Source organism: Pantoea sp. AS142, from assembly GCF_037152305.1.
Classification (GTDB): domain Bacteria; phylum Pseudomonadota; class Gammaproteobacteria; order Enterobacterales; family Enterobacteriaceae; genus Pantoea.
In genome coordinates this window covers 34,747-61,075 of sequence record NZ_JBBCMO010000010.1, presented here as the reverse complement: position 1 = coordinate 61,075, position 26,329 = coordinate 34,747, and the positions used below count along the sequence as shown (strand labels likewise).

At 53.5% G+C, this 26,329-nt stretch carries 21 protein-coding genes; 8 read left to right on the top strand and 13 right to left on the bottom strand.

Annotated elements, in window-relative coordinates; all coding sequences use genetic code 11:
- Position 1 precedes the first annotated feature (1 nt).
- The 3 genes from WFO64_RS17280 to WFO64_RS17270 form a co-directional block, all read right to left on the bottom strand.
- Entirely contained in the window at positions 2-559 is a 558-nt protein-coding gene (locus tag WFO64_RS17280) for a GNAT family N-acetyltransferase (RefSeq protein ID WP_337013294.1), read from the bottom strand.
- A gap of 406 nt (positions 560-965) precedes the next feature.
- Positions 966-1,145, bottom strand: coding sequence for a hypothetical protein (locus WFO64_RS17275; protein WP_337013293.1), 180 nt, complete (start codon positions 1,143-1,145; stop codon positions 966-968).
- Positions 1,146-1,453: 308 nt separating this feature from the next.
- Positions 1,454-3,049: an ABC transporter substrate-binding protein gene (locus WFO64_RS17270; RefSeq protein ID WP_337013292.1), complete on the bottom strand. Its 1,596-nt coding sequence runs from the start codon at positions 3,047-3,049 to the stop codon at positions 1,454-1,456.
- Positions 3,050-3,176: 127 nt separating this feature from the next.
- Here WFO64_RS17270 and pepT point away from each other — a divergent pair, with 127 nt between their 5' ends.
- Entirely contained in the window at positions 3,177-4,403 is a 1,227-nt protein-coding gene (gene pepT, locus WFO64_RS17265) for a peptidase T (protein WP_337013291.1), read from the top strand.
- Positions 4,404-4,439: 36 nt separating this feature from the next.
- Here the strand turns inward: pepT and WFO64_RS17260 are convergent, their stop codons facing one another.
- Together WFO64_RS17260 and WFO64_RS17255 are read right to left on the bottom strand one after the other, a co-directional pair.
- Positions 4,440-5,216, bottom strand: a complete 777-nt coding sequence (locus WFO64_RS17260; RefSeq protein WP_337013290.1) for a transporter substrate-binding domain-containing protein — start codon at positions 5,214-5,216, stop codon at positions 4,440-4,442.
- Between the two features lie 64 nt (positions 5,217-5,280).
- A complete protein-coding gene (locus WFO64_RS17255; protein ID WP_337013289.1) occupies positions 5,281-6,447 on the bottom strand; it encodes a methionine aminotransferase in 1,167 nt (388 codons plus the stop codon).
- Positions 6,448-6,571: 124 nt separating this feature from the next.
- On the opposite strand from WFO64_RS17255, the gene WFO64_RS17250 reads away from it, so the two are divergent.
- Entirely contained in the window at positions 6,572-7,453 is an 882-nt protein-coding gene (locus WFO64_RS17250; RefSeq protein ID WP_337013288.1) for a LysR family transcriptional regulator, read from the top strand.
- Here the strand turns inward: WFO64_RS17250 and WFO64_RS17245 are convergent.
- The 4 genes from WFO64_RS17245 to WFO64_RS17230 all read right to left on the bottom strand — a co-directional run bounded on the left by WFO64_RS17245 (position 7,411) and on the right by WFO64_RS17230 (position 13,987).
- Positions 7,411-9,075: a methyl-accepting chemotaxis protein gene (locus WFO64_RS17245; RefSeq protein ID WP_337013287.1), complete on the bottom strand. Its 1,665-nt coding sequence runs from the start codon at positions 9,073-9,075 to the stop codon at positions 7,411-7,413. The two genes, WFO64_RS17250 and WFO64_RS17245, sit on opposite strands and share 43 nt — an antisense overlap.
- 217 nt (positions 9,076-9,292) lie before the next feature.
- A complete protein-coding gene (locus tag WFO64_RS17240) occupies positions 9,293-10,813 on the bottom strand; it encodes a carboxylesterase/lipase family protein (RefSeq protein WP_337013286.1) in 1,521 nt (506 codons plus the stop codon).
- Positions 10,814-11,241: 428 nt separating this feature from the next.
- The gene (hglS, locus tag WFO64_RS17235; RefSeq protein WP_337013285.1) at positions 11,242-12,585 is read right to left on the bottom strand and encodes a 2-oxoadipate dioxygenase/decarboxylase HglS; all 1,344 of its coding nucleotides are present in this window, start codon (positions 12,583-12,585) and stop codon (positions 11,242-11,244) included.
- 67 nt (positions 12,586-12,652) lie between these two features.
- The gene (locus WFO64_RS17230) at positions 12,653-13,987 is read right to left on the bottom strand and encodes an MFS transporter (protein WP_337013284.1); all 1,335 of its coding nucleotides are present in this window, start codon (positions 13,985-13,987) and stop codon (positions 12,653-12,655) included.
- 322 nt (positions 13,988-14,309) lie between these two features.
- Here WFO64_RS17230 and WFO64_RS17225 point away from each other — a divergent pair, with 322 nt between their 5' ends.
- Entirely contained in the window at positions 14,310-15,230 is a 921-nt protein-coding gene (locus WFO64_RS17225) for a LysR substrate-binding domain-containing protein (RefSeq protein WP_337013283.1), read from the top strand.
- On the opposite strand, the gene smrA is transcribed toward WFO64_RS17225, so the two are convergent.
- Positions 15,227-15,793: a DNA endonuclease SmrA gene (gene smrA / locus WFO64_RS17220; protein ID WP_337013282.1), complete on the bottom strand. Its 567-nt coding sequence runs from the start codon at positions 15,791-15,793 to the stop codon at positions 15,227-15,229. The genes WFO64_RS17225 and smrA overlap by 4 nt on opposite strands.
- 316 nt (positions 15,794-16,109) lie before the next feature.
- Here smrA and WFO64_RS17215 point away from each other — a divergent pair, with 316 nt between their 5' ends.
- Together WFO64_RS17215 and uspE are read left to right on the top strand one after the other, a co-directional pair.
- Positions 16,110-16,862 (top strand): FNR family transcription factor, encoded by a 753-nt coding sequence (locus tag WFO64_RS17215; RefSeq protein ID WP_337013281.1) that lies wholly within the window; start codon positions 16,110-16,112, stop codon positions 16,860-16,862.
- A 117-nt stretch (positions 16,863-16,979) separates the two neighbouring features.
- On the top strand, positions 16,980-17,927 hold the full coding sequence (gene uspE / locus WFO64_RS17210; RefSeq protein WP_337013280.1) for a universal stress protein UspE: 948 nt from the start codon (positions 16,980-16,982) through the stop codon (positions 17,925-17,927).
- A 43-nt stretch (positions 17,928-17,970) separates the two neighbouring features.
- Here the strand turns inward: uspE and pntB are convergent, their stop codons facing one another.
- Both pntB and pntA read right to left on the bottom strand, forming a co-directional pair.
- The gene (pntB, locus tag WFO64_RS17205) at positions 17,971-19,359 is read right to left on the bottom strand and encodes a Re/Si-specific NAD(P)(+) transhydrogenase subunit beta (protein ID WP_337013279.1); all 1,389 of its coding nucleotides are present in this window, start codon (positions 19,357-19,359) and stop codon (positions 17,971-17,973) included.
- 3 nt (positions 19,360-19,362) lie between these two features.
- Positions 19,363-20,895, bottom strand: a complete 1,533-nt coding sequence (pntA, locus tag WFO64_RS17200) for a Re/Si-specific NAD(P)(+) transhydrogenase subunit alpha (RefSeq protein WP_337013278.1) — start codon at positions 20,893-20,895, stop codon at positions 19,363-19,365.
- 540 nt (positions 20,896-21,435) lie between these two features.
- On the opposite strand from pntA, the gene ydgH reads away from it, so the two are divergent.
- Both ydgH and WFO64_RS17190 read left to right on the top strand, forming a co-directional pair.
- Positions 21,436-22,389, top strand: coding sequence for a DUF1471 family protein YdgH (ydgH, locus tag WFO64_RS17195; protein WP_337013277.1), 954 nt, complete (start codon positions 21,436-21,438; stop codon positions 22,387-22,389).
- A gap of 205 nt (positions 22,390-22,594) precedes the next feature.
- A complete protein-coding gene (locus tag WFO64_RS17190; protein ID WP_337013276.1) occupies positions 22,595-23,986 on the top strand; it encodes a basic amino acid/polyamine antiporter in 1,392 nt (463 codons plus the stop codon).
- Here the strand turns inward: WFO64_RS17190 and WFO64_RS17185 are convergent.
- Entirely contained in the window at positions 23,983-24,396 is a 414-nt protein-coding gene (locus WFO64_RS17185) for a hypothetical protein (RefSeq protein WP_337013275.1), read from the bottom strand. The two genes, WFO64_RS17190 and WFO64_RS17185, sit on opposite strands and share 4 nt — an antisense overlap.
- 178 nt (positions 24,397-24,574) lie before the next feature.
- Between WFO64_RS17185 and rstA the strand changes: the two genes are divergently transcribed.
- Positions 24,575-25,300 (top strand): two-component system response regulator RstA, encoded by a 726-nt coding sequence (rstA, locus tag WFO64_RS17180; protein ID WP_337013274.1) that lies wholly within the window; start codon positions 24,575-24,577, stop codon positions 25,298-25,300.
- Positions 25,301-26,329: the final 1,029 nt, after the last annotated feature.

Here is a 26,329-nt window from a genome sequence, read left to right as displayed (position 1 = left end):
ATTAGCTGCTGTATCTATAAATAAAGGTATCGTCAATCATTCCCGCACTGTCCAGTCGCTCATAAGCTAATTTGGCTTCGAGTCTGAACCCACACTTCAATGCAACAGACTGACTACGCACGTTACGTCCAGCAGTGCGAATTTCGATTCTTTTAGCGTTAAAATATTCTGAGGCCATTTTTGTAACCAACTTGCATGCTTCAGGCATTATGCCTTTGCCCATTGCATCTGTGGCAAGCCAGTAGCCGATCTCGATGTAAGGAATAGTGCGGTTCCTGATGAACAGGCTTATACAGCCTAAGAGGTCATCTGATTTGCGGTCAATAATAAAAAATTTATATTCATCTGTGTCATTCAGAAAGTTATCAGCCGAATCCAGTATGTTCTTCTGAACAGAAGCAAGGGAATGAAAGCCAGGAGACCACAGTAAGAACTCATGATGAAACGAACTAAATTCGTTTAGTTTACTTTGCATTTCTTCTGAGCGGCTCAGTTCTGGGGCTGTCAGATAAAACAGTTCATGTTGCAAAAAACAAGCCGGCATTTCATTAATTTTCATCGCTCTCATTCCATTTTTATACATTATTTTTTATTTAACACAAATAATAAGCAACTTCATCAAATTCATATAAAACAGGTTGTTAACACTACTATGTACTCAGAGCGGAATGGGGTTAATGTTCAGATAATAGTGTTACCTTGAGTTTCTTAGCTGATGATTAGGTTTCAACGTCCGCTTCTGGCACGAAGTGGACCATTACCTCGTTCAGATTTAATCCGGAGGCCTGCCATGTGTTTCATCCAGAGTCCTGAATCAACTGGTTAGCTGTATACCCACTCCTTTTGATCACGGAACATAGCATTAACTATCGTAATAAACTTTCTGGTGCAGGCCGTATTGCGCGCAGACCTGACCTGCCGTCCCAGATAGCCCTCTTACCGCGAAGTTGCCCGCTGTCTCTGTCCTACGTGCACACGTCAACCCGTGCCGGAATCTGCCTGCGCGTCAGTTCTTTGAGTTCCTTGAGCAACTGAATGATGCCGGAAGCGGAACTCTCCTGATGTATCAGTTGCTCCCTGGTATCGATGCAAACATCTGAAGCATACGTTGAGACATCAATGCCAACAGTTGTTTTATTGCTCATTTCAGTTCTCCCTGCCTGACAGAAACGGGCTTTCAATGCGCCAGGCAATTGTTCAAGCTATCGCTTAAAGTGATGCTGCGCGTAGTGCTCACCCGCGGGCTTAAAAGTAGCTGGGCGGCGATCGTGCTGCAGCATCAGTTTAAACCCGCTTCCGGCGTTTTTATCCCTGGCGCGGGACGCGTTCCTCTTCAGACCGGATTCCCATTGCGTTAAGCTTATCCGTTGCGGCAAGAATCAAACCCCTTTCAGCTGGGCAGCAATCATCCAGGCTCACTGAAGTCTGGGCCTTTGGGACTCGCAGCAACCGCTTACTGCTTAATATCAACCTGATAGAAGATGTGCTTGCCAAAGGGATCGACCTGATAACCGCTGACCGATTTTCGTACTGGCTCAAAGAGGGTGGAGTGCGCAATCATTACTGCAGGCATCTGGTCATGCATTATCTGCTGCGCCTGCAGATAGAGCGCAGTGCGTTTGCCCTGATCCGGCTCGGCGCGGGCTTCGGTGATTAACTTCTCGAACGGCTGATAACACCATTTTGAGGCGTTCGAACCGCCCTGTGCAGACGTACAACTGTAGAGCGGGCCAAAGAAGTTATCCGGATCGCCAGTAGCAGTCGTCCAGCCCATCAGCGCCGCCTGATGTTCACCGCTGCGTACCCGTTTCAGATATTCGCCCCACTCATAGCTGACGATACTGGCTTTGATGCCGACTTTGGCCCAGTCCGACTGAATCATCTCCGCCATGCGGCGCGCATTCGGGTTGTAAGGCCGCTGAACCGGCATTGCCCAGAGCGCAATTTCGGTGCCGGGTTTCACGCCCGCCTGTTGCAGCAACGCTTTGGCCTGCTCCGGGTCGTAGTCGTAATCTTTCAGATCTTTGTCCGCACTCCAGACGCCAGGCGGCAGGATATTTTTTGCGACCGTGCCGGTGCCTTTAAAAATCGCCTCGATGATCGCCGGTTTGTTGATTGCCATCGCCAGCGCCTGTCGCACTTTGACGTTGTCGGTGGGCGCTTTGGTGGTATTAAACGCCAGGAAACCGGTGTTCAGACCCGCCTTCTGTTCCAGTGTGATATCCGGGTTGGCGCGCATCTTTTCCAGATCGGCGGGATTGGGGAATGGCATCACCTGACACTCGTTCTTCTCCAGTTTGGCATAGCGCACGGAGGCATCTGGCGTGATGCTGAATACCAGGCGATCGAGCTTCGCTTTGCCCTGCCAGTAGTGCGGGAACGCTTTATAGAGGATGCGGGAATCTTTCTGGTACTGCACCAGCTCAAACGGGCCGGTGCCAATCGGGTTCATATCGACCTTCTCCGGCGTTCCCGCTTTCAGCATGGCGTCAGCATATTCAGCCGAATGGATTGAGGCAAAATACCACGCAAGATCGGCAAGGAACGGTGCTTCCGGATGGCCGAGCGTAAAGCGCACGGTATGGTCATCCACCCGATCAATGCTTTTAATCAGCGTGGAAAGCTCAAGGCTTTCAAAGTTGGAATAGGTGCCGCCAGAAACGTGGTGATAGGGATTTTTGGGGTCCATCTGGCGCATAAATGAGAAAATTACATCATCGGCATTGAAGTCGCGGCTGGGTTTGAACGCTTTGTTGCTCTGAAATTTCACATTTTGCCGCAGATGGAAAGTGTAAACCGCGCCATCCGGGCTGATCTCCCAGCTTTCCGCGAGGCTGGGCACCAGGTTAGTGGTGCCGGGCGTAAAGTCCACCAGCCGGTTAAACACCGGCACCGCACTGGCGTCAACGCTGGTCCCGGAGGTATAAAGCTGCGGGTTAAAGTTCTCCGGTGATCCTTCCGAACAGTAGACCAGGGTTTTGGCGTTAACGCTGCCGGCCAGCGCTATCCCAGCCGTAACAAGCGCTAAGGTGGCTATCTTGATTTTCATTATCGTCCTCGCTTGGTATTGACTTCCGGTGATCACAATATCTAAATGAATCATTCAGATGCTTCATTGATAGCACGAATCGGCACCATAGCGAACCCCGCCGGTGGCTGACTAATAAGGAATAGTGATGACAGACAAACTTGAGTCGCAACTCACCGAACGTTTTTTCCGTTACCTCGCTGTCAGCAGTCAGAGCGATGCCAAATCCACCACGCTTCCCAGCACGCCGAGTCAGCATGCTATGGCCGCCCTGCTGGCGGACGAACTACGCGCTCTGGGGCTGGAGGAGGTAGTGATTGATGAACATGCCACGGTGACGGCGGTGAAACGCGGCAACCGTCCTGACGCGCCGCGCATCGGGTTTATCACGCACATCGATACCGTTGATGTTGGTTTGTCGCCCGATATTCACCCGCAGATCCTGACCTGGCGGGGCGAAGACCTCTGTCTGAATGCGCAGCAGGCTATCTGGCTGCGCCGCGATGAACATCCGGAGATTGCACCCTATGTCGGTCAGCAGGTGATCTTTAGCGACGGCGCCAGCGTGCTGGGTGCCGACAACAAAGCGGCGGTCACCGTGGTGATGACGCTAATGGCGAATCTCACTGGCGACCACGGCGACATCGTGGTGGCATTTGTGCCGGACGAAGAGATTGGCCTGCGCGGAGCGAAAGCGCTGGACCTGGAAACGCGCTTTAAGGTCGATTTTGCCTGGACCATCGACTGCTGCGAACTGGGCGAAGTAGTGTTTGAAAACTTCAATGCCGCCGCTGCAGAAATTCAGTTTACCGGGGTACCGGCACATCCAATGTCGGGCAAAGGGGTGCTGGTCAATCCGCTGCTGATGGCCCATGACTACATCAGCCTGTTTGATCGGCAGCAGACCCCGGAGCACACCGAAGGCCGTGAAGGTTATATCTGGTTTAACGAGATTCAGGCCAACGCCAGCAAGGCGACGCTCAAGGCCTCAATCCGTGATTTTGATCTGGCCAGCTTCGCCGCACGCAAGCAGCAGTTACAACAGGCGGCAGAAGAGCTTGCGGCACGCTATCCGACCGGCGAGGTGAGCATCATTATCCGCGATATCTACAGCAACATCAGCAATGCACTGGGCGAGGATCGTCGGGCGATTGACCTGATCTTCAGTGCCTTTGCGGCGCTGGAGATTGAGCCAAAGGTGATTCCGATGCGGGGGGGCACGGACGGCGCCGCGCTGTCAGCCAAAGGCCTGCTGACGCCGAACTTCTTTACCGGCGCGCACAACTTCCATTCGCGCTTTGAATTTCTGCCGCTACCGTCGTTTGTGAAGTCCTATCAGGTGGCGGAAAAACTCTGTTATCTCGCGGCGGATTAAACGGGGAAATCGGGCGCAGAACGCGCCCGATTGTCTTTATGGCTTCGCGCTGACATCAATGCCTGGGAAATATTTTTCAGCCAGCTTTTTAAGGGTGCCATCACCCTGCACTTTGGCGATCGCCGCATCCAGCGACTGCTTCAGCTGCGCGTCATCCTGGCGCAGACCGTAGCCGATGCCGGAGCCGAGAATGGCATCATCCTCGACCGGCTTGCCGACAAAACCAAAACCTTTGCCCTGTGGCTTATCAAGGAAGCCTGACTGACCCGCAGCAGACATCACCAGCGTGCCATCAAGCCGGCCCGCGACCATGTCGTTGTAGACCTGGTTCTGATCCTGATATGCGGTGACTGTCACACCCTGCGGTTCCCAGTGCTTCTTCGCGTAAGTTTCCTGAATCGACCCTTGTAAAACACCGATATTTTTACCTTTCAGGCCCTCGGCGGTGGCTGCCAGATTTTCGCCCGTTTTCGCGACTAACATGGTCGGAATACGGTAGATAGGCTGTGTGAACGCGATGCTTTTGGCGCGCGCTTCGGTGATGTTCATCGCCGAATTGATGGCGTCGAATTTCTTCGCCTGCAGTGCCGGGATCAGCGCATCAAAGCTGCTCTCGACCCAGTGGCAGCTAAAGTTTCCCGCCTGACAGATGGCCTTGCCCAGCTCGATATCAAAGCCTTCCAGTTCCCCTTTAGCATTGCGGCTTTCAAAAGGGGGATATTGCGACTCCACGCCGTAACGTAAATCCTGAGCCAGTGCCTGTACCGATGTCATCATGCCCAGAGCGAGAAAAAGCGCGTTCAGTTTTTTCATTATTTATTTACCCCGAAAAGTCCTGGTTACCGGTTCCCCGTGCTGCCTCACGTTATCGCGTGATTCAGTGAGAAAAAGCACATAGCGCAGCCGCGCCAGCCTCTAGTGTCGCCTCGTCTTTGGCAAAAGAGAGACGAATCAGTTTGTTGTCTGTGCCATCCATATAAAACGCCGACAACGGAATGGTCGCCACAACGTGATCGACGATAAGACGTTTTACCATTTCACTGTCCGATTCGTCACTGAAATGTCCATAGCTGGCGAGCATAAAGAATGAACCAGCGCTCGGCAGCAGGCGGAACGGGGCGTTCTGCATCAGGGTAATCAGCCGATCGCGCTTCTGCTGATAGAAGGCGCTGAGCGACAGATAATTATCCGGCGACTGCAGATAGTGTGCGAATCCTGCCTGCATCGGTGTATCGGCGGCGTACATCATAAACTGATGTACTTTTACCAGTTCGGTCATCAGCTCAGCCGGTGCCAGACAATAGCCTACCCGCCAGCCGGTGACGTGGAAAGTTTTGCCAAAAGAGGAGACGATGACGCTGCGTGCTGCCAGCTCCGGATGCGTTGCCATCCCACAATGCGGGCGACCATCAAACAGAATATGCTCGTAAACCTCATCGGAGAGCACCACGATGTTGGTGTTGCGGAGTAACGCGGCCAGCTGATGCAGGTCGTCAGGCGTCAGCACCTGCGCGCTGGGATTGTGAGGCGTATTCACAATGATCATTCGGGTACGCGGCGTGATCGCGGCCTGCAGCTGATCCCAGTCGATAGCAAACGACGGCACCTGCAACTTCAGGCCAATCGGCTTACCGCCCTGCAACCGCACCACTGGCGCGTAGCTGTCAAACGCCGGTTCAAAAAAGATCACCTCATCGCCCGGATGAACCAGCGCGGTAATCGCCATATAAAGCCCCTGGCTGGCGCTGCCGGTGATCAGCACTTCACTGGCAGCATCATATTTTTCTCCATAGAGCGCCTGCACTTTGCTGGCGAGCGCTTCGCGTAAGGCGGGCAAGCCCATCATGGCGGCATACTGATTATGGCCCGCCTGCATTGCCCGGCTGACGGCATCGACCAGTGCCGGATCGCAAGGGAAATTTGGCGCACCCTGCGACAGGTTAATCGCCTGATGCTGCGCCGAAAGCTGGCCAATCACGCTGAAAATAGTGGTGCCGACGTCCGGCAATTTTGAGTGAATAGCGACAGGCGTTTTCAGGGACATATTCTCTCCGTCGGTGCATATCCGGTCAGATGCGGTAGATCGCTATTCAACGGGCTAAGACTTGAGTCGGCAAGCGAAATGTCATCATAATAGCCATGATAAAAACGCATAGCTGAGGTTAAACGTGTCACGCTTATCGCTACCGCTCAATGCCATTCATGCCTTTCTGGTAACTGCCCGCCACCTCAATCTAACCCACGCTGCCCGCGAGTTATGCCTGACCCAGGGAGCGGTCAGTCGCAAGATTGCTGCGCTGGAGCAGTGGCTGGGTGTGACGCTGTTTGACCGCCACGCACGCGGTCTGCGGCTGACCCCACAGGGCGCAGCGTTGCTGCCCGAACTACGCCAGGGTTTTGAGTTGATGGTTCAGGCCAGCGAGCGGGTTCGTCGCAGTCAGGTCAGCATTCGACTGAAAGCGCCGACCTGTGCGATGCGCTGGCTGGTGCCCCGACTGATGGCGCTGGAGCTTCAGTGCCCTGAACTGCATGTTGCCCTGACCACTACTCTGGATCATGCAGCGCAGCTTGAGAACTTTGATGCGGCGATTGTCTATGGCAAGCCGCACCCCGACGGCATCTGCCTGTTCCGTGAGTCGCTGACGCCGGTCATGGCGGCTGATCAGCCCTGCCCGGACTCACCAGCGGCTCTGGCCACCATGACCTTTTTGCATCCCACGGCGGATACGCGTGACTGGCAGTGCTGGCTGCAAGCGCAGCAGGTGACGTTGAGCATGAAGCGGAATCAGCATTTTTCCACCATGGACTTAGCGATCAGTGCAGCAATTCAGGGGTTTGGTGTGGCGATTGCCGACAGCAATCTGGTGGAGAGTGATATTGCCAGCGGCAGACTCATTAAGCCATTCGCTGGCGAGGTAAAAACCGGTGCCGTCTACAGTTTACGACAACGGCCAGAGCAGGATGCGCCACCGTTCCTGGCGGAACTGGTGGCGTGGCTGTGCGGGGATCAGAAAGTCACCCAATCGCCATTATCAGCGGGTTTAGGCTGAGCCACGCTCAGCGCGGGTGCTTTTGGTGCGGCAGGTTTATTGCTGATGACCGGCGCGGTATTGACGTTGCTGGAGAGACGGAATTTAGACACAGAGGCTTGCAGCGCTTCAGTCTGCAGCGCCAGCGCGCTCGCCGCGGCGGAAACCTCCTCAACCAGTGAGGCGTTCTGCTGCGTCACGCTGTCCATTTCGGTGACCGCAGTTCCTACCTGAGAGATGCCTTTACTCTGCTCTTCCGAAGCGGAGGCGATCTGTTTCATGATCGCATCCACATCCTGTACCGATTTCAGAATATTATTCATGGTGCCGCCGGTGGTGCTGACCAGCTCGGCGCCTTTACTTACACGCTGAACGGACTCTTCAATCAGGGTCGCGATCTCTTTAGCGGCGTTGGCGCTGCGCTGTGCCAGGTTACGTACTTCAGACGCTACAACGGCAAAACCCCGACCCTGTTCCCCGGCACGTGCCGCTTCGACGGCGGCGTTCAGCGCCAGAATGTTGGTCTGGAAGGCAATGCCGTTAATCACATTGGTAATCTCAGCGATCTTCTTCGAGCTGCCAGAAATGCCATCCATGGTGTTGATCACTTCACTGACCAGCTGGCCGCCACGTTGTGCCGTAGTGGTAGCGGTTTCTGCCAGCAGGCTCGCCTGACGGGCATTATCGGCGTTGAATTTCACCGTGGCTGTCAACTGCTCCATGCTGGCCGCCGTCTGTTCCAGCGCAGCAGCCTGCTCTTCGGTACGTGAAGAAAGATCATTATTACCGGCAGAAATCTCTGCAGCACCGCGTGAGATATTCTCGGTGCCGCTGCGAATGGCGCTGACCGCCTCACGCAGACTGTCCTGCATAGCGCTCAGCAGCGGCACCAGTTTACCGACACAGTTGCGACCGAAATCTGACACCGGCTGACTCAGGTCACCCGTGGCAATCACCGCGAAGTGCGTGCGGATACTTCCCAGCGGACGGACCAGCATTGCCACCAGATAGCGATCGGTAAATAGCAGAATAAAAAGTCCGATAATCACCGTGATGGTGATAATCATTTTGGTCATTGCGGTGAGGTGATCAACTTCTACCCGGGTTGCGTCCAGCTTTTCCGCTGCGCCCTGGTTGAATTTCTCTGCGCTGGCGCCAAAAGCGCGACTGAGTGGCGGTGTGACGTTGTTCGCCTGATTGCGATAAGCATCGGGCAACGCCTGCTGGGCCAGTTGCAACTGCGGTGTAACACCCTCATCCAGCAGTTTTTGCCAGCTCTGAATCACGCTATCGACCACATCCGGGTTCATCGGACCGGGTGCCAGTTGTTTAAAGCGTGCCAGTTGCTGAGTCATGTTATCCAGTGCCTGCTGAACCGGTGCATAAGCCTCGCCGGTCAGCGTTTTACCTGCGACTTTACCCTCGATAACGCGGGATAAGCGCGTGATAACCCGGAAATATTGATCGTTACCTTTGCTCAGCACCGTCATTTGCTCAACCAGATGACGGTCAATATCGTTGCCTTTACTGAGGGCGCCAAGGGAGTAGATGCTATATAACCCGACGCCGCTCCAGAGTAAGCAAAACAGGCCCAGAATAGAGAGCATCACTGCGCGAATGGTAAAATTTTTGAGCATTCCCATACCAAAATCCTATACACGTTGACCCGCAAGCGTCGGGCATAGGAGGTTTATCGGCATGCGATTGTGAAGATGTAACTGTTTTGTCACCTAATATTTTACAGCGTCCAGATTGAGGATTTCACTTTAAAGTTAATACAATCAGAACGTTAAACTTAAAAAATCAAAATAATTCCATTCACGTAATTGAATGTTTAGCAGGCTAATCTTAACAACCCATTTAAAGTCTGACCATACGGGTCATCAGCAGCCGAAAGAGCCGCATTCGGACCCGCATAAAGTTACGCTTAAGAACCAATCTACTTTGCCCTGAATCACCGAGTGACATTGTCACGTCATTAGCGGGATGCCATGCTGGCCAGGCGACCTCGCCCGCCAGCTGATGCTTATATTCTGTGGCATCACGGGCAAAGTTAAACCAGTATTCACTGACACGCGCGGCAAATGCGCGATCGGTCTCACTGAAGGGCCGCGCCTCATTAGGATCCGGCATCTGACTCAGTGTGTTGAGAACATAAGGCACTTCATTGCCGTGCCAGGTGCCGTGCGGGTAGAGGTCGCGCGCATGCTCCGAGACATAATCAAACCAGTAGCGCCAGCCTGGCATGCCGGCATTGTGCTGCGCCCGCATCACCAGCCACGGTATCAGGCTGAATGCCATATCGCGTGCCACGGCACGTCCCAGCCGCTGCTCATCATGGATGTCATACATCCATTTAAGTGTCCGATAGGTGAGACGCTTTTTATCGCGCAGCTGATGCAATACTGCGGTGGCATCCACGCCAAAATATTCCAGCACGCTGGCTTCATCGCTGTTGCTGCCCGCCATCAGCGGCAGACGGTGCTGTCTGGCGGCTAAAAAGGTTTTCAGCATCGGCTCGGGCAAGACAGCATCTCCGGCAATCGGCACTGGCGGGATCGCCAGTTCCCCCTCCAGCGGCCAGAAGGCATCGGCGGGCAGTGCGCGCAAGTCATCAGCGCTGGCATCAGGTGGCAAACCAAAGTGGCGAGCCACCGCCATGCCCTGCTGACGCGCTTTTTTCAGCGGCGTGTCCGGCAGACTGTAGGCGCTCTGCACGATCCCTTTATGAAACAGCCCTTCGGCCAGCGGCGAACAGCAGAGTGACAGTACGCTGCGCGCGCCAGAGGATTCACCGAAAAGTGTCACATTGCGGCGGTCGCCGCCAAAAGCAGGAATGTTGCGCTGTACCCACTGCAGCGCGGCAATTTGATCAAGCAGGCCAAAATTGTTCACCGTGCTGGCGACAGGGTATTCAGCATCCAGAGCCGGATGAGAGAAGAAACCGAGATGGCCAAGACGGTAGTTCAGCGTTACCACAACTGCGCCGCGTGAAGCCAGCGGTTTGCCGCTGTAAGGCGCCAGCCCGCCAGCGCCAATAGTGTAGCCTCCCCCATGTAGCCACACCATCACCGGCAATGGTTTTACGGGCTCGATATCGGGCGTCCAGACATTCAGGTAGAGACAATCTTCACTGAACTCACCGGGATCGCCACCGCCTACTGCCTGACAGTAAGTGCGATTTTGCCAGCCGGAAGCCCCAAACGCGGTGGCATCGCGCACCTTCTGCCAGGGCGTGACCGGCTGTGGCGGACGCCAGCGCAATGCGCCTATGGGTGCCGCCGCATAAGGTATGCCTTTGAATACGAAAAGGTCATCATCCATGCATCCACGCAACTCACCCTCAGCAGTCATGATCCTCAGACCTGTTTCGTTTTTCATTCCTGTTTCCCTGTTCAACCGTTCCTCCATTATTTGCAGGCCCGCCAGCATTGTCCAGGTACAGAAGGGATTTGCAGAATATGCCGAAGGGTGAGAGACAGACGTGACAGGCTCATCCACAGGTTCAGGGATTCCGTTGTGGCCAGCCGTTAAGGTTGTTTATCTTTTCACAGTGGGTTAATGCCCTGCCAGCGCGGAGTGAGCCTCGTTCGGCGAATATCGCGTGCAGTTTTACCGCGGATAATCAGTCTGTCGGCTAACGAATTGAGATACTCACGGTGGTAAACCTGCGCTGGCCAGTAAAGCGTTCTGTTTCTGCTTTACTTTCAGCAGACTACCCGCGTTATCCCGCTTCAGGGCCACTGGCCTTCGCAGAGCTGGCGCAGAGCGCGCGTTGCGGGCAACAGAGGCGTTGCCCGAAGAGGAACTCAGGCCGGGCGTATGCCGCACTGTGACAGCGATCGCTGCTGGCGTTCTTCATATAGCGCCATCTCATCCAGCACGGCAGCGCCCAGCGCGGCTTCAAACGCCTCACGGCTTGACTGTCCCGCCGAACGAACCTGCACCCGGTCACCGAGGTTAGACTGAAAAATGCCCGCCGCGCTGACCGGCAGAAAATCTTCATAGATGATAGGGTCTGCCAGCACACGACCTTCGGCGATCAGCGCTTCCAGCGACTCACCCTGAGCCGGTGGTGTCGCGATGCCCTTTTCACTCAGGCGATAATGGAACCAGGCCAGCCCCTGCTGGCGCAACGTGGTCTCGTCGTCGGGGAAGTCACGGAAGATCGCCGCCAGATGTTGCTGATGCTGCTGGTTATCCTCACCACTGCCCGCTTCATTGAGCAGCCGATCATAGAGTGCGCGGCCCTGAGGCGTCAGCGCCACGCCTCGCTGCTCAATTTCACCGAAGCGTGCAGTATGGGTTCCCTGATGCCCATCCTGAAAGATGATCGGCTCTTCCAGCGCTTTAAAGCTGGTCTGACGTAACAGGATTGACACCTGACGACGTGGCGGCCCCTCAATCAGGGTTTTAGGATTGATGCCGCGCGACGGCATCAGTTGTTGTACACGGTCGATATCGAGCGTGCGCGGAGTAAGATGGTTAATGTGGCAGCCGGGGAAGCAGACCACATCCGCGATCAGCCGATGCTGCTGATTCAAGGCCTGATAAGTCTGACTGTCAACACTGCTGTGGGCGTGCCAGCGGAAGGTTTCCAATGCTTCGGCAACAAACTCTGTGGCCTGTTCGCGGGTCAATCCGCCCTGCTGCTGATGCAATTGCAACAGCTCCCGACAGCGGGCGGTGAAAATATCGCGCCTGGCAAGAATCGCCGCCGCCTTTTCACGCAGTGCGTGGTCGTCGATCAGTTCAGGGCGTAACAGCGAAGTAAAGACCCGGAAGGGATTGCGCCGCAATGCCGCATCGTTGACAGGCCGGAACGCTGTGGAGTGCACCGGCACACCCGCCTGAGAGAGATCATAGTAGCCAACCGGGAACATCCCCATTACCGCAAACAGCTGTCGCAGTGTGGCTAATTCTTCTGCCGTGCCAACGCGGATTGCGCCATGACGTTCAAGGTTGAGTCGGCCGATCTCATCCGAGGCTGTGAGACGATCTTTTAACGCGATATCCACTTCCAGCGCGCGGTCATTAACCGTGGCCACCAGCTGCATCAGCGTGCCATATTGCGGCACTTCCTGCTGATACATTGCTGACATCGCCAGAGAGAAACGGGTGCGGATGTCATCCGCGCTGAGAAAGTTGTCCATCTTATCCACCTGACACCGTAAGCGTTGCTGCTAATGTAATGCAACGCGCTGGAGTCAGTGGAAAAAATCACGAATCTGTGATCGGCTTAAAGCCGTAGCGGTTTTTTAACAGCAGCATCAAGGTGGTGATCACAGCGGGTATCGCCAGCAGCAGAAAAATAATGCTGAAAGACCAGCCGAGTGACATCATTTCCGCGCCAACAAAGGCACTTAAAATCGCGCCGATGCGGCCCACACCGTGCATCCAGCTGGAGCCAGTTGCGCGGGCGTGGGTAGGATAATAGCTGGCAGACAAGGCATTCATGCCAGTATTGGCGCCGTTGAAACAGAAGCCACTACAAAAGGCGATCGCGCTCATCATGCCCACTTCCGCTGGCGAAAAGCCGAGTGCCACAATAAACAGCCCGCCACACCCGTAAATGGCTGCCAGCGCCAGGTTGGCGTTGAAGCGATCCATCATCCAGCCCGCAAACAGGGACCCCAGCGTCCCGCCAGCCTGGTACATCGCGGTGATAATCGCCGCTTCAGTGACCGACATGCCCAGGGTATTGACCAATGACGGCAACCAGCTGCCAATCAGGTAGACCATGAATAGCCCCATAAAATAGCCGCCCCATAGCATGGTACTGCCAAACAGATAACGGCGTGAAAGCACTGTGCCCATCGCGCCGCTTACCGGCACGGTGGCCTCAGGTGCATGAAACGCACAGTCGGGCGCAGTTTTACCCGGCATCATCCGGTCGAGGATGGCGTGAATACAAGCAGCAGGAGCGCCACGGCTGATGAGAAATCGCACCGACTCCGGCAGGCCGCGAATCAGTAATGGCAACACCAGCAGCGGCAAAATGCCGCCCATCAGCAGCACGGAGTGCCAGTCATAGCGGGGAAGCAGCCAGGATGCAGCAAATCCCCCGCTGGCGGCACCAAAGGTGAAGCCGCAGAACACCACCGTGATGATAAAGGCGCGTCGCCGCTCAGGTGCATATTCCGCTACCAGCGTGCCAACGTTAGGCATCGCCGCACCCAGTCCAAGCCCGGTCAGAAAACGGAACAGCATCATCTGCTCAATGTTCTGTGACAGGGCCGTTGCCAGCGTCCAGAGGCCGAAAAAGAAGACGCTGAGGATAATCATCCTGCGACGGCCATAGCGGTCAGCGAGCGGCCCCGCGACCATAGCACCCAGTGCCAGCCCGATTAACGCGGCGCTGATAACGACCCCGAGTTGTTGATTGGTCACGCCCCAGGCGGCTTTCAGTGTCGGCGCAATAAACCCCATGATCGCAATGTCCATGCCATCGAGTGCCACCACAATAAAACAGAGCGCAATGAGCCGCTTTTGCCAGTGGCTCAGCCCCTGCTGGTTGATAAGCTGGCGGACATCTACCGCCTCGATGCTGGTCAATGAAAACTCCTCTGGAGTAGGGAAATCTGACATCAGTTTAAGTAAAAAAAACGGCGCTAATGATAGCCGATCGTTAACCTTAAGCGGGCAGATTTTTATATGATAGTGATAATTATTCAATTTTCAGCCGTTAAGCTGTTGATATATTGTTCGTTTAGGGTAATGCCCTATAGCGCCGTTTTATGATGAGCCTTTCTTTATCAGAGGGTTAACGATTATGGCGGTGGCCAAGCTCTATTTGTTAAAATAATTTTGCAGCAAAGTTAACAGAATTCATTTTAAACAGTTGCCTGAAGCCGGTTATTCTCATTAAGTTTAGGATATGGAAAAAAATATCCTTTTCAATCAGCGCATTCGTTTGCGCCATCTACATACCTTTGTTGCGGTTGCGCAGCAAGGCACACTGGGCCGGGCGGCAGAGACGCTGAGCCTGAGTCAGCCTGCCCTGTCTAAAACCCTTAATGAACTGGAGGAGCTGACAGGCGTTCGTCTTTTTGAACGAGGCCGGTTGGGCGCGCAGCTGACGACCATGGGAGAACAGTTTCTGACCCATGCGGTGCGGGTGCTTGATGCGCTGAACCATGCCGGGCAGAGTTTTAATGAGCAGCAAGGAGATGCGCCGGTTATTATCCGGCTGGGTGCTTTGACCACCGCCGCGATGGGGATGCTGCCACGCATCCTTGATCGTTTTCATCAATTGCAGCCCAACACCACCATTCAGGTGGCAACGCTACATAACAATGTGTTACTGGCGGGATTGCGCGGCGGCGAGTTTGACATTGGCATTGGCCGGATGGCGGACAGTGACATGATGAATGGGCTGACCTACGAATTGCTGTTTCTGGAGTCCCTGAAGCTGGTCGTCAGACCGGAACACCCGCTTTTAAGTGACAATGTCACCTTATCCCGCGCCATGCAGTGGCCGGTGGTCATTTCGCCCGAAGGTACGGCGCCGCGACGGATCGCGCAGCAGATGCTGGATGAACAGCGCTGCTCCCTGCCGCCTCATTGCATTGAAACCTCATCGACCTCACTGGCGCGCCAGCTGGCACTCCGCTACGACTATATCTGGTTCGTTCCTTCTGGCGCGATTAAAGAGGATCTTAGCCACAACGCGGTCTGTGCGCTGCCAATCAACTCGTCCGGGCCGGGTGAACCGGTGGGCATTATTACCCGTACCGGCGCAGAACTGAGCCTGAGTGCCGAAGTGTTGATGTCCACCATACGTAAGTTTCACAGTTAGCGGCTGCGCTTCGCGTGCCGCTCACGGTTTTCAAGGCGCGCTTTATCTGTTTTACGCAATCCGACATAGAGCGCCCCGGCCCCGCCATGCCGGGTCTGGGCCACGCAAAAGGTCTGTACGTCATCAAACTGTCTTAACCAGCGCGCCAGATAGCTGCGCACAATGTTGGCATGTGATTCATCATCACGACCTTTGCCGTGGATGATGAGCAGATTTCGCAATCCCTGTTTGTGCGCCTGCATCATAAAGTTAAACAGTGCCTGACGGCAGGTTTCGACCGGTTGCCGCAACAGGTTCAGACTGGCATCCAGCTGATATTCACCTCTGCGAAGTTTATCCAGAATACCCTGCTGAATGCCGTCGGCTTTATATTCTAACGGTGTGTTAAGCGGAACAATCTCCAGATAGCCACGCGTCAGGAAATTCTCCTGTTCCGATTCACCCGGCGGTTTTCGTGGCGCTTTAGTCGAAGGGGCTTTGAGCCACAAGGTGGTGGTGGTGTCTTTTAATGGCGTGACATCGCCCATAGCATCCCGAAAGAGATCATTGTCATCAAGGTTCATGGTTTTCTTACACCTGGTTAAAATTGATGGAAGATGCAAATCAGGCTTTATCTGTTAGCGTAGCAAAAGCTGTAATCCCCGGAACATCCCCTGTTTTCGATCGCGACTTGCAAAGGAGAACCGGATGACAGGTCACATAAGCGGAAACTTTTCGTGACAGTCAGATGTTCCGGCGTTCTGAGAACCCCGTCACAACAGTGTTTGACGTGATGTGCTTCGTCCATAATGTTTGTAGGTGTAAACTGCTCGGATGAGTTCCATTCAGCACAAAAAATGTTAAAATTGACCCCAGTCAATAATCGTCGAGCAAACCATTATGATCCCTGAAAAACGCAGTATTCGTCGTATTCAGTCGGGCGGATGTGCCATTCACTGCCAGGATTGCAGCATCAGTCAGCTCTGCATCCCCTTCACTTTAAATGAACATGAGCTGGATCAGCTCGACAATATCATTGAGCGTAAGAAACCCATTCAGAAAGGGCAAACGCTTTTCAAAGCAGGAGACGAACTCCGGTCACTGTATGCGATTCGCTCCGGCACCATTAAAAGCTATACCATTACCGAACAGGGTGATGAGCAGATCACCGGGTTCCATCTGGCGGGCGATTTAGTGGGCTTTGACGCGATTATGGGTTCGAGCCACCCCAGCTTTGCGCAGGCGCTGGAAACGGCGATGGTTTGTGAGATCCCTTTCGAAACGCTGGATGATCTGTCGGGCAAAATGCCGGCCCTTCGTCAGCAGATGATGCGTCTGATGAGCGGTGAAATCAAAGGCGATCAGGATATGATCCTGCTGCTGTCGAAGAAAAATGCTGAGGAGCGCCTGGCGGCGTTTATCTGGAATCTCTCCCGTCGATTCGGCCAGCGCGGTTTTTCACAGCGTGAATTCCGCCTTACTATGACGCGTGGCGACATCGGTAATTACCTGGGCCTGACGGTTGAAACCATCAGCCGCCTGCTGGGTCGTTTTCAGAAGTCCGGTATGCTGGCCGTCAAAGGCAAGTACATCACGATTGAAAACCATCCTCTTCTTGAAGAGTTAGCCGGTCAGAGCCACCAGGCCGCTTGATTTGCAGCCGGATCAATAAATCTTATTTTGTTGATCCGGCAACAACTTTTTCACTTTTTCCGCTGTGTAACATAGGCTATCTTTATTCCAGCCGCTCTGGTTTAAGGAGAACGCCACATGTCCCAGTATCAACATATCCTGGTCGCCATTGATGCCCAGCAAGACGATCAGCCCGCGCTGCGCCGTGCGGTCTATCTGAATCAACGTATTGGCGGAAGAATTAAAGCTTTCCTGCCTATCTATGACTTCTCATATGAAATGACCACCCTGCTTTCGCCGGATGAGCGTGCGTCGATGCGTCAGGGCGTGATCAGCCAGCGTACCGAATGGATCCGGGAGCAGGCCCGCGCCTATCTTGATGCCGGTGTTGTGATTGACATCAAAGTGATCTGGCACAACCGGCCCTATGAAGCGATTATTCAGGAAGTGCTCGCCCATCAGCATGACCTTGTGCTGAAGATGGCGCACCAGCATGACCGTCTTGAGTCAGTGATTTTCACCCCGACTGACTGGCATCTGCTACGTAAATGCCCGTGTCCGGTGTGGATGGTGAAAGATCAGCCGTGGCCGGAAGGCGGTAAAGCCATTGTAGCGGTCAATCTTGCCAGCGAAGAGCCGCATCACGATGGACTCAATCAGAAACTGATTCGTGAAACGGTTAAACTGGCGGAAAAAGTGAATCAGACCGAAGTACATCTGGTCGGCGCTTACCCCATTACCCCGATTAATATTGCTATTGAACTGCCCGATTTTGATCCCAGCGTCTACAACGATGCTATCCGCGGTCAGCATCTGGTCGCAATGAAAGCATTGCGGCAGAAGTTCTCGATTGGCGAAGAGTTCACCCACGTGGCTAAGGGCCTGCCGGAAGAGGTGATCCCCGATCTGGCGGCGCATCTGGGTGCCGGTGTGGTGGTGCTGGGGACCATTGGGCGAACCGGCCTGTCGGCAGCCTTCCTGGGCAATACGGCGGAACAGGTGATTGACCACCTGCGTTGCGATCTGCTGGCGCTTAAGCCTGACGATTTTAAATCACCCATTGATCTTGATGATGAGGAAGATTAATTCTCCCCAGGAAAACGGGCGGCTGATTAGCCGCCCGTTTTTATTACAGTGCTTTCAGAATCGCTTCCACGCTGGCTTTAGCATCGCCAAATAGCATCTGGCTATTCTCTTTAAAGAACAGCGGATTCTGCACCCCGGCATAGCCGGTATTCATTGAGCGTTTGAACACCACAACGTTGTGCGCTTTCCACACTTCCAGCACCGGCATGCCCGCAATCGGACTGCGCGGATCATCCTGCGCCGCCGGATTGACCGTGTCGTTAGCGCCGATTACCAGCACCGTATCGGTTTCACTGAAGTCATCGTTGATCTCATCCATCTCCAGCACCACGTCATAAGGCACTTTGGCTTCTGCCAGCAGCACGTTCATGTGGCCCGGCAGACGCCCCGCCACCGGATGGATACCGAAACGCACTTTAATGCCGAGCGCACGCAGTCGGGCGGTAATTTCCGCTACCGGGTACTGCGCCTGCGCCACCGCCATGCCGTAGCCTGGCGTGATGATCACCGAGCTTGACGCTTTCAGCATCTCTGCGGTCTCTTCAGCCGTGATCTCACGATGTTCGCCCGCTTCCTGACTTTCATCGCCACTGCTGACTTCAGTACCAAACCCGCCCGCGATCACGCTGATGAACGAACGGTTCATCGCTTTGCACATGATGTAGGAGAGAATGGCACCGGACGATCCCACCAGCGCACCGGTAACAATCAGCAGATCGTTGCTCAGCATAAAACCGGCCGCAGCTGCTGCCCAACCTGAATAGGAATTAAGCATCGACACCACGACCGGCATATCCGCACCGCCGATCGATGCGACCAGATGCCAGCCAAACGCCAGCGCAATTACCGTCATCAGCAAGAGTGCAAACACCTGCACCGCACTACTGCTGGTGTTAACAAACCACAGCAGCAGCAGGAACGAGACCACCAGCGCCAGCAGATTCAGCTTGTGACGATGCGGTAACGCTAACGGGCGTGAGGACATTTTGCCGCACAGCTTACCAAACGCCACCAGTGAGCCGGTGAAGGTAACGGCACCGATAAAGATACCGATAAACACTTCGCTGAGATGGATATTCTCCATCACCGCTGGCAGGCCAGGCGCATGGTCGATATAACTGTTGAAGCCCACCAGTACCGCGGCCAGGCCGACAAAGCTGTGCAGAATCGCCACCAGCTCCGGCATTTCCGTCATTTCAACTTTCTTCGCCAGACGAATGCCGAACGCGCCGCCAATTACCATCGCCAGCAGGATCCAGACCACGTTACCGCTGTCCGGACCAAAGATAGTGGCGATCAACGCTATCGCCATACCGCTGATACCGAAAATATTACCCCGCTTAGAGGTCTCATGACGTGAGAGACCAGCAAGGCTACAGATGAACAAAATCGCAGCAACAATATAGGCTGCAGTGACTAATCCGCCAGACATGTGTTACCCCTTACGAAACATTTTCAGCATGCGCTGGGTGACGGTAAAGCCACCAAAGATATTGATGCTGGCAATCAGCACGGCAATAAAGGAGATAAAGGTGACCCAGCCTCCGTGGCCCATCTGCAACACTGCACCGATGACGATGATGCCGGAAATAGCATTGGTTACGGACATCAGCGGCGTATGTAGCGCATGACTGACGTTCCAGACCACGTAATAACCGACCACGCAGGCGAGCGCGAACACGGTAAAGTGGGAGAGGAAATCGGCAGGCGCCACATTGGCCAGGCAGCCAAACAGCACGATAGCCAGGGCGATCAGCAGATATTTGCGCCACGGTGAGATCGGTTTTGCCTCTACCTTCTCTGACGGCTTCGCGGCTGCAGGTGCTGCCTGTGGCGCGGCGGAAACCTGAATCGGCGGTGCTGGCCAGGTGATTTCGCCATCACGCACTACGGTAACACCCCGCACGACCACATCCTCAAAATCAATCTGGATTTCGCCATTTTTCTCTTTACACAGCAGCTTGACCAGATTGACCAGATTGGTGCCGTAAAGCTGGGAGGATTGTGTCGCCAGACGGCTGGGCAGATCGGTATAACCGATGATTTTTACGCCGTTAGGCGTCACGGTAACCTGGTCTGCGATGGTCAGGGCACAGTTGCCGCCAGTCTGGGCCGCCAGGTCAACAATCACGCTGCCCGGCTTCATGCTGGCGACCATCTCTTCGGTAATGAGTGTCGGAGCGGGTTTACCTGGAATCAGCGCCGTGGTGACAATAATGTCCACTTCTCTGGCCTGACTGGCAAACAGCGCCATCTCCGCTTTGATGAAAGCATCGGACATGACTTTGGCATAGCCATCACCGCTGCCCGCTTCCTCTTCAAAGTCGAGTTCAAGGAATTCGGCGCCCATACTCTGCACCTGTTCTTTGACTTCGGGGCGGGTATCAAACGCCCGGACAATAGCGCCCAGGCTGCCCGCTGCGCCAATCGCTGCCAGCCCGGCAACACCGGCACCAATCACCATCACTTTTGCTGGTGGAACTTTACCCGCCGCGGTGATTTGACCGGTAAAGAAGCGGCCAAATTCATGGGCTGCTTCGACAATGGCACGATAACCGGCGATGTTCGCCATGGAACTCAGAGCATCCAGCGACTGCGCCCGAGAAATTCGCGGTACTGAGTCCATCGCCATTACCGTGACCTGACGCGCGGCCAGTTTTTCCAGCAATGTAGAGTTCTGTGCGGGCCAGATAAAACTGACCAGCGTGCTGCCCGCGCGCGTCAGCGCAATCTCTTCGTCATCCGGTGCATTCACCTTTAGCACGATATCGGACTGCCAGACCTGCTCTCTGTCGCTGAGTGTGGCACCGGCTGCAATATAGCTTTCATTATCAAAGCTGGCGCATTTACCCGCGTCATGCTCAAGGGTGATGCTGAAACCCAGCTTGATAAGTTGTTCCACGGTCTTCGGCGTGGCGGCCACGCGTGACTCGTTTGGCAACCTTTCCTTGGGTATTCCAATTAACATAGTGTTTCCTTTCATCGGTTAAAGGATGATGGCCCGTATCTGCACTACGACAGCGCAACTGAAACGCTGTTTCAGCTGCTTATAGTCGAAATGCACATATTTCAAAGTGTTTATAACCTACTGAAAATATGATGGGCGATCTATAGTGGTAACGTAGAGTTCCGAGATTCACCCAATTATTCAGCGTTCTGCTAAAAATCCTGCGTTATCCCACTGCAAAACAGCCTCACCGGCAGATATTCTACCAGGGATATTGGCATAAGGACGAATTAGCCATCAATAAAAACCTTTATTTAACAGCAAATTAACTATTTTATCGCTAATCATTACCGCTTTTAGTGGTAATCGTCACCAAAACTGCCCATAACTGCATTTGATGACAAACAAATGAAAAAATCATGGTTGAATAACGCGATCTGGCACAAAAAATCGCTGCGACAGTCTGTTTATAACATGCAATAATCAGCGGCTAATCTGTTATACATCAAGAGTCCAGCACGTTTTCGTACTCATTTTTGCGTAAGGCGAAGGATTATTTTTATGAAGCTGAAGAACACTATTCTGGCGTCCACTTTGTTGTCCCTGCTGGCAGCCAACGCATTCGCTGCGCAGGAGTTAACGCCAGAAAAAGCGGCCGCGTTGAAGCCATTCGAACGTATTAATATCACCGGCCGTTTCAACGCAATTGGCGACGCTGCCGATGCGGTCTCTAAGCGTGCAGATCAGATGGGCGCTGCCTCTTATTACATCCAGGCAATCAATGACAGTAATGGCAACAGCGGTAACTGGCGCGTGACGGCTGACCTCTATAAAGCCGATGCCCCGGCAGCCACAGAGTCAACGACTTACCGTCGCTTCAACGGCGTTAACGAACTGCCAAAAGCAGAAGCGTACAAACTCGAACCGTTCGATACCGTTTCGGTCAGCGGCTTCTTTGCCAGCCAGCCGGATGTCAACGATGCGATCTCAAAAGCCGCGAAACAAAAAGGTGCAGCGTCGTTCTTTATTATTCGCCAGATCGACGCCAACAGCGGCGGCAATCAGTATGTCACTGCCTATATCTACAAAGTGGATGCTAAAGAGCGCATCGTTCAGACACCGAATGCTATTCCTGCCGATTCAGATGCCGGTAAAGCGGCTCTGGCCTCAGGCGGCGCAGCGGCAGCTAAAGTTGAAATTCCTGGCGTAGCCTCTTCTGAGACCCCAAGCAATAAGGTTGGCCGTTTCTTTGAAACCCAGAGTTCAACCGGCAAACGCTACACGGTGAATCTGCCAAACGGTAAATCTGTACAGGAAGTCAACGCGATTACTGCCGCGCAGATGCAGCCGTTCGATACCGTCACCTTCACCGGTCACTTCGGTACGCCAACCGCTATTTCTGAAGAAGTGGCTAAGCGTGCGGCAGATAAAGGCGCGAAGTTCTATCACGTGACCCGCCAATGGCAGAATCAGAGTGGCGGTAACCTCACCGTTACTGCTGACCTGTTTAAGTAATCCCCTCGGGGCGGCACCAGCCGCCCTGCTGTTTGCATAATTCCTGCGCTGATTTGCATAGTCACGCATTGCTATCCCCTATTACACTCCGTAAAATCCTCCGCCTGTTTGACCGGATATTGTCTCTGTATTCTGCTGCTGCCCTGCGATAATTCAGTGATAAAATTCGATTCACCCAGCCATATATGCTAGCGGGAAGGTTGTTTTGGAGAAAAAATTAGGTCTTGGTGCGCTGACGGCGCTGGTGCTCAGCTCAATGCTGGGTGCAGGCGTGTTCAGTCTGCCGCAAAATATGGCCGCCGTGGCCGGTCCGGCCGCGCTGCTGCTGGGCTGGCTGATTACCGGCGTCGGCATTATCTTTCTGTCGCTGGCGATGCTACTACTGACCCGCCTTAAGCCTGAACTGGACGGTGGCATATTTACCTACGCCCGCGCCGGGTTCGGCGAACTGATGGGCTTTTGTTCTGCCTGGGGCTACTGGTTATGCGCAGTGATTGCCAACGTCTCCTATCTGGTGATTGTCTTCTCTGCCCTGAGCTTCTTCACCGATACGCCGGACCAGATTATCTTCGGTGATGGCAACACCTGGCAGGCGATGCTGGGGGCCTCCGTACTGTTGTGGCTGGTTCACTTGCTGGTACTGCGCGGCGTGCAGACTGCTGCCAGCATTAATCTGATGGCGACGCTAGGTAAGCTGGTACCGCTGATGCTGTTTATTGTGCTGGCGGTGATGGCATTCAACTATGATCGCTTTTGCTTCGATTTTTCCGGTATCACACTGGGACAACCGCTTTGGGAGCAGATTAAGCAGACCATGCTGATCACCCTGTGGGTCTTTATCGGGGTTGAAGGTGCGGTAGTGGTCTCTGCACGCGCGCGCCATAAAAAGGATGTGGGCCGCGCTACGTTGCTCGCCGTGCTGGCCGCACTGCTGGTCTATTTGCTGGTGACATTGTTGTCGCTGGGAGTGGTTCCACGTGCGGAACTGGCAGAAATGCGTAATCCCTCCATGGCTGGGTTGATGACCCGACTGATGGGCAATGGAGGCGATGCGGTGATTGCGGTGGGCCTGATTATCTCAGTGTGCGGTGCTTATCTGAGCTGGACGATTATGGCCGCTGAAGTGCCGCTGATTGCCGCGCAACAGGGCGCGTTTCCGCGCAGTATCGCCCGGCAAAACCGCCATAACGCACCGGCAGCCTCGCTCTGGCTAACTAATGGCAGTATTCAGGTCTGCCTGATTTTAATTGCCCTGACCGGAGCTAACTACAACAATCTGCTGACTATCGCCTCGGAAATGATCCTGATTCCCTATCTGCTGGTGGGGTTATATCTGATCAAAGTCGTTCGTGGACAACATAAGCCGCTGGCGATGGCAACAGGTATTGGTGCAAGTCTTTATGGCATCTGGCTGCTCTACGCTTCTGGACCATTGCACCTGATGATGTCTGTGGTGCTCTATACACCGGGCCTGATGTTGTTTCTGTATGCGAGACGCGGCGGACGCGCAGATGTGGCACTGACCTCTCTGGAGCGGATTGCAATGGGATTACTGATTGCTGCGACGCTGCCCGCCGTATGGCAGTTAACGACTTAGTGTGACGTCACCGGAATCGAAACGCACAGCAGGTCATCCTGCTGTGTCAGATTCAGCGGCTTAGAATATTCATAATGAATCGCGTCGAGCTGCTCCGCTGATAGCGGATAAGGGAGCTGGATATCAAAGCGACTAATCTGCTGTTGTTCTGCGAGAGTAATCAGGCGCGCAATGTTAATTTCGTCACTGACCTGAGTGGAAATGATTTGTAATGCTAATTCTTTTAACGGATCGTTACTGCCCTGTAAACGGTTTGCCGATTTTCGTGTCACCATGCCAAATATCGGCATCACACCATAAATAGCATCGACGAAGCTCCAACGTTTTTTGCAGGAAGAGGAAAGAAAGTCACTGTAATTGAAGCAGATTCGGTCAGGGTATATGGCTGATGCCAGCTCTTTATCAGACACACTAACGCTCCTCATGGTAATCATCAATATCCCAAACCTGGCGCTAAAAGGCCGCGCTAATGATTGCACATTTTGCCGGTTATATACCAGCAAGCCACGGATATTTCGTGCGATAGCGTAGAGGTCAGGACCAGGAAAAGATATGCTTTTATCCCTATCTCTCTCTGCTCAGTGAACTATGAACAAAATCGTTTATGTAGAAGATGAACCCGAAGTGGGTTCGCTGATTGCGGCCTATCTGGGTCGTCACGATATTGAAGTGATTGTCGAGACCCGCGGCGACCGTGCTGAAGCGGTGATAGCGGAACAGCAGCCCGATCTGGTGATGCTGGATATCATGCTGCCGGGTAAAGATGGCATGACCATCTGCCGTGACCTTCGGGCCAACTGGCAGGGGCCGATCGTATTGCTCACCTCACTGGACAGCGACATGAACCATATTCTGGCCCTGGAGATGGGTGCACAGGATTACATCCTGAAAACCACGCCACCGGCGGTGCTGCTGGCCCGTCTGCGTCTGCATCTGCGTCAGTCCCAGCAGGGGCAGCCAGAAGATGCGCCCAGCGCGCCTGCCGCCAACCGTATGCTGCGCTTTGGCTCGCTGAACATTGATGCCCTGAACCGGCAGGTGACGCTGTTTGACGAGCAGATCGCCCTCTCAACCGCAGATTTCGACCTGCTCTGGGTACTCGCCAGCCATGCGGGTCAGACACTTAACCGGGATGCGCTGCTTAAAACGTTACGTGGGGTGAGCTATGACGGCCTTGACCGCAGCATCGACGTAGCCATCTCCCGGCTGCGAAAAAAACTGCATGACAGCGCCACCGAGCCGTTCCGCATTAAAACCATCCGTAACAAAGGCTATCTGTTTGCGCCCCAGGCCTGGGATACCCGAGTACTATGAGAAAGCTTTTTATTCATTTTTATTAAGCGCGCCATAAGCAATTTATTGATATTTAATAAAAACCTTAAATATCAACCGGTAATGATTTTTTCACTGATCAAACAGGGACAGTTAAACATTAACTTGTCCCCTTTCCTCTCCCTTGAATATCAGATGCCCTTTTTTGCCCCAAATGTAAGTCGTTTTTTTAATTAAATTTGATTTTAATCAAAATAATCCGAGCCACTATTAAATCTGTTGAGTTTTGGTTTCTTATTCAATCCCTATACTCTTTCTCGTGAGTGCGACCTCGCTGATTGAAGTCATGTAATCCTGATATTTAATCGTTATTCGATTACGCCCGCTGTATGGGCGTTTTTTTAACCTGCTTTATTGTGATGTTGTGTAGCGTTTTGAGGTAATTCCTGAAGGTTCCGTCCTGTACCTCTGTGGCTGTCATATATATAGTAGTGCTTCGTTTGGCAGCCTTCTTTTCCTCATCCTCCTACCGTTGAACATCACCCTGCCGGCATTAGTCAAAAGGACTATTGAAATAAAGGGATCAAGAAAAATAAACTCTATCCAGGCTTTGCGGGAGACTTACTGCCATGCTGGTGGTTACTTTACGTTTCAGAGGCGATCTTGCCCTGACATATCCTCCAGCAGATAAAATCCTGGGATGCGTTTTACTTCGATCAAGATTTATTTTTCATAATAAGCGGATTTATTGCTTGTTATGTAGCTGTGAAGCTAAATAAAGGTTTACATTCTTCAACAGTACTTCTCATAAAGCGATTGCACGTAAGTGTCACATACAGACCGTATGAACGCTAAAGCAGATGTTTTATCCGATCAAGCCTAAGCTTACAAAATAAAAAGAATTCTTATGCGTTGATCTGAGGTTAACTGTCATCTCTTGAGAGGCTTACACAAAAAAAGTAGCCAACGGCAGTAACAAAACTTCAGGCAACAAACGCATTTCCCTGTCCGAAAACAGCGAGCGGTTCCTGTAAATTAAAAGGTATTGTCTGGCTAACAATCACGGGAGGC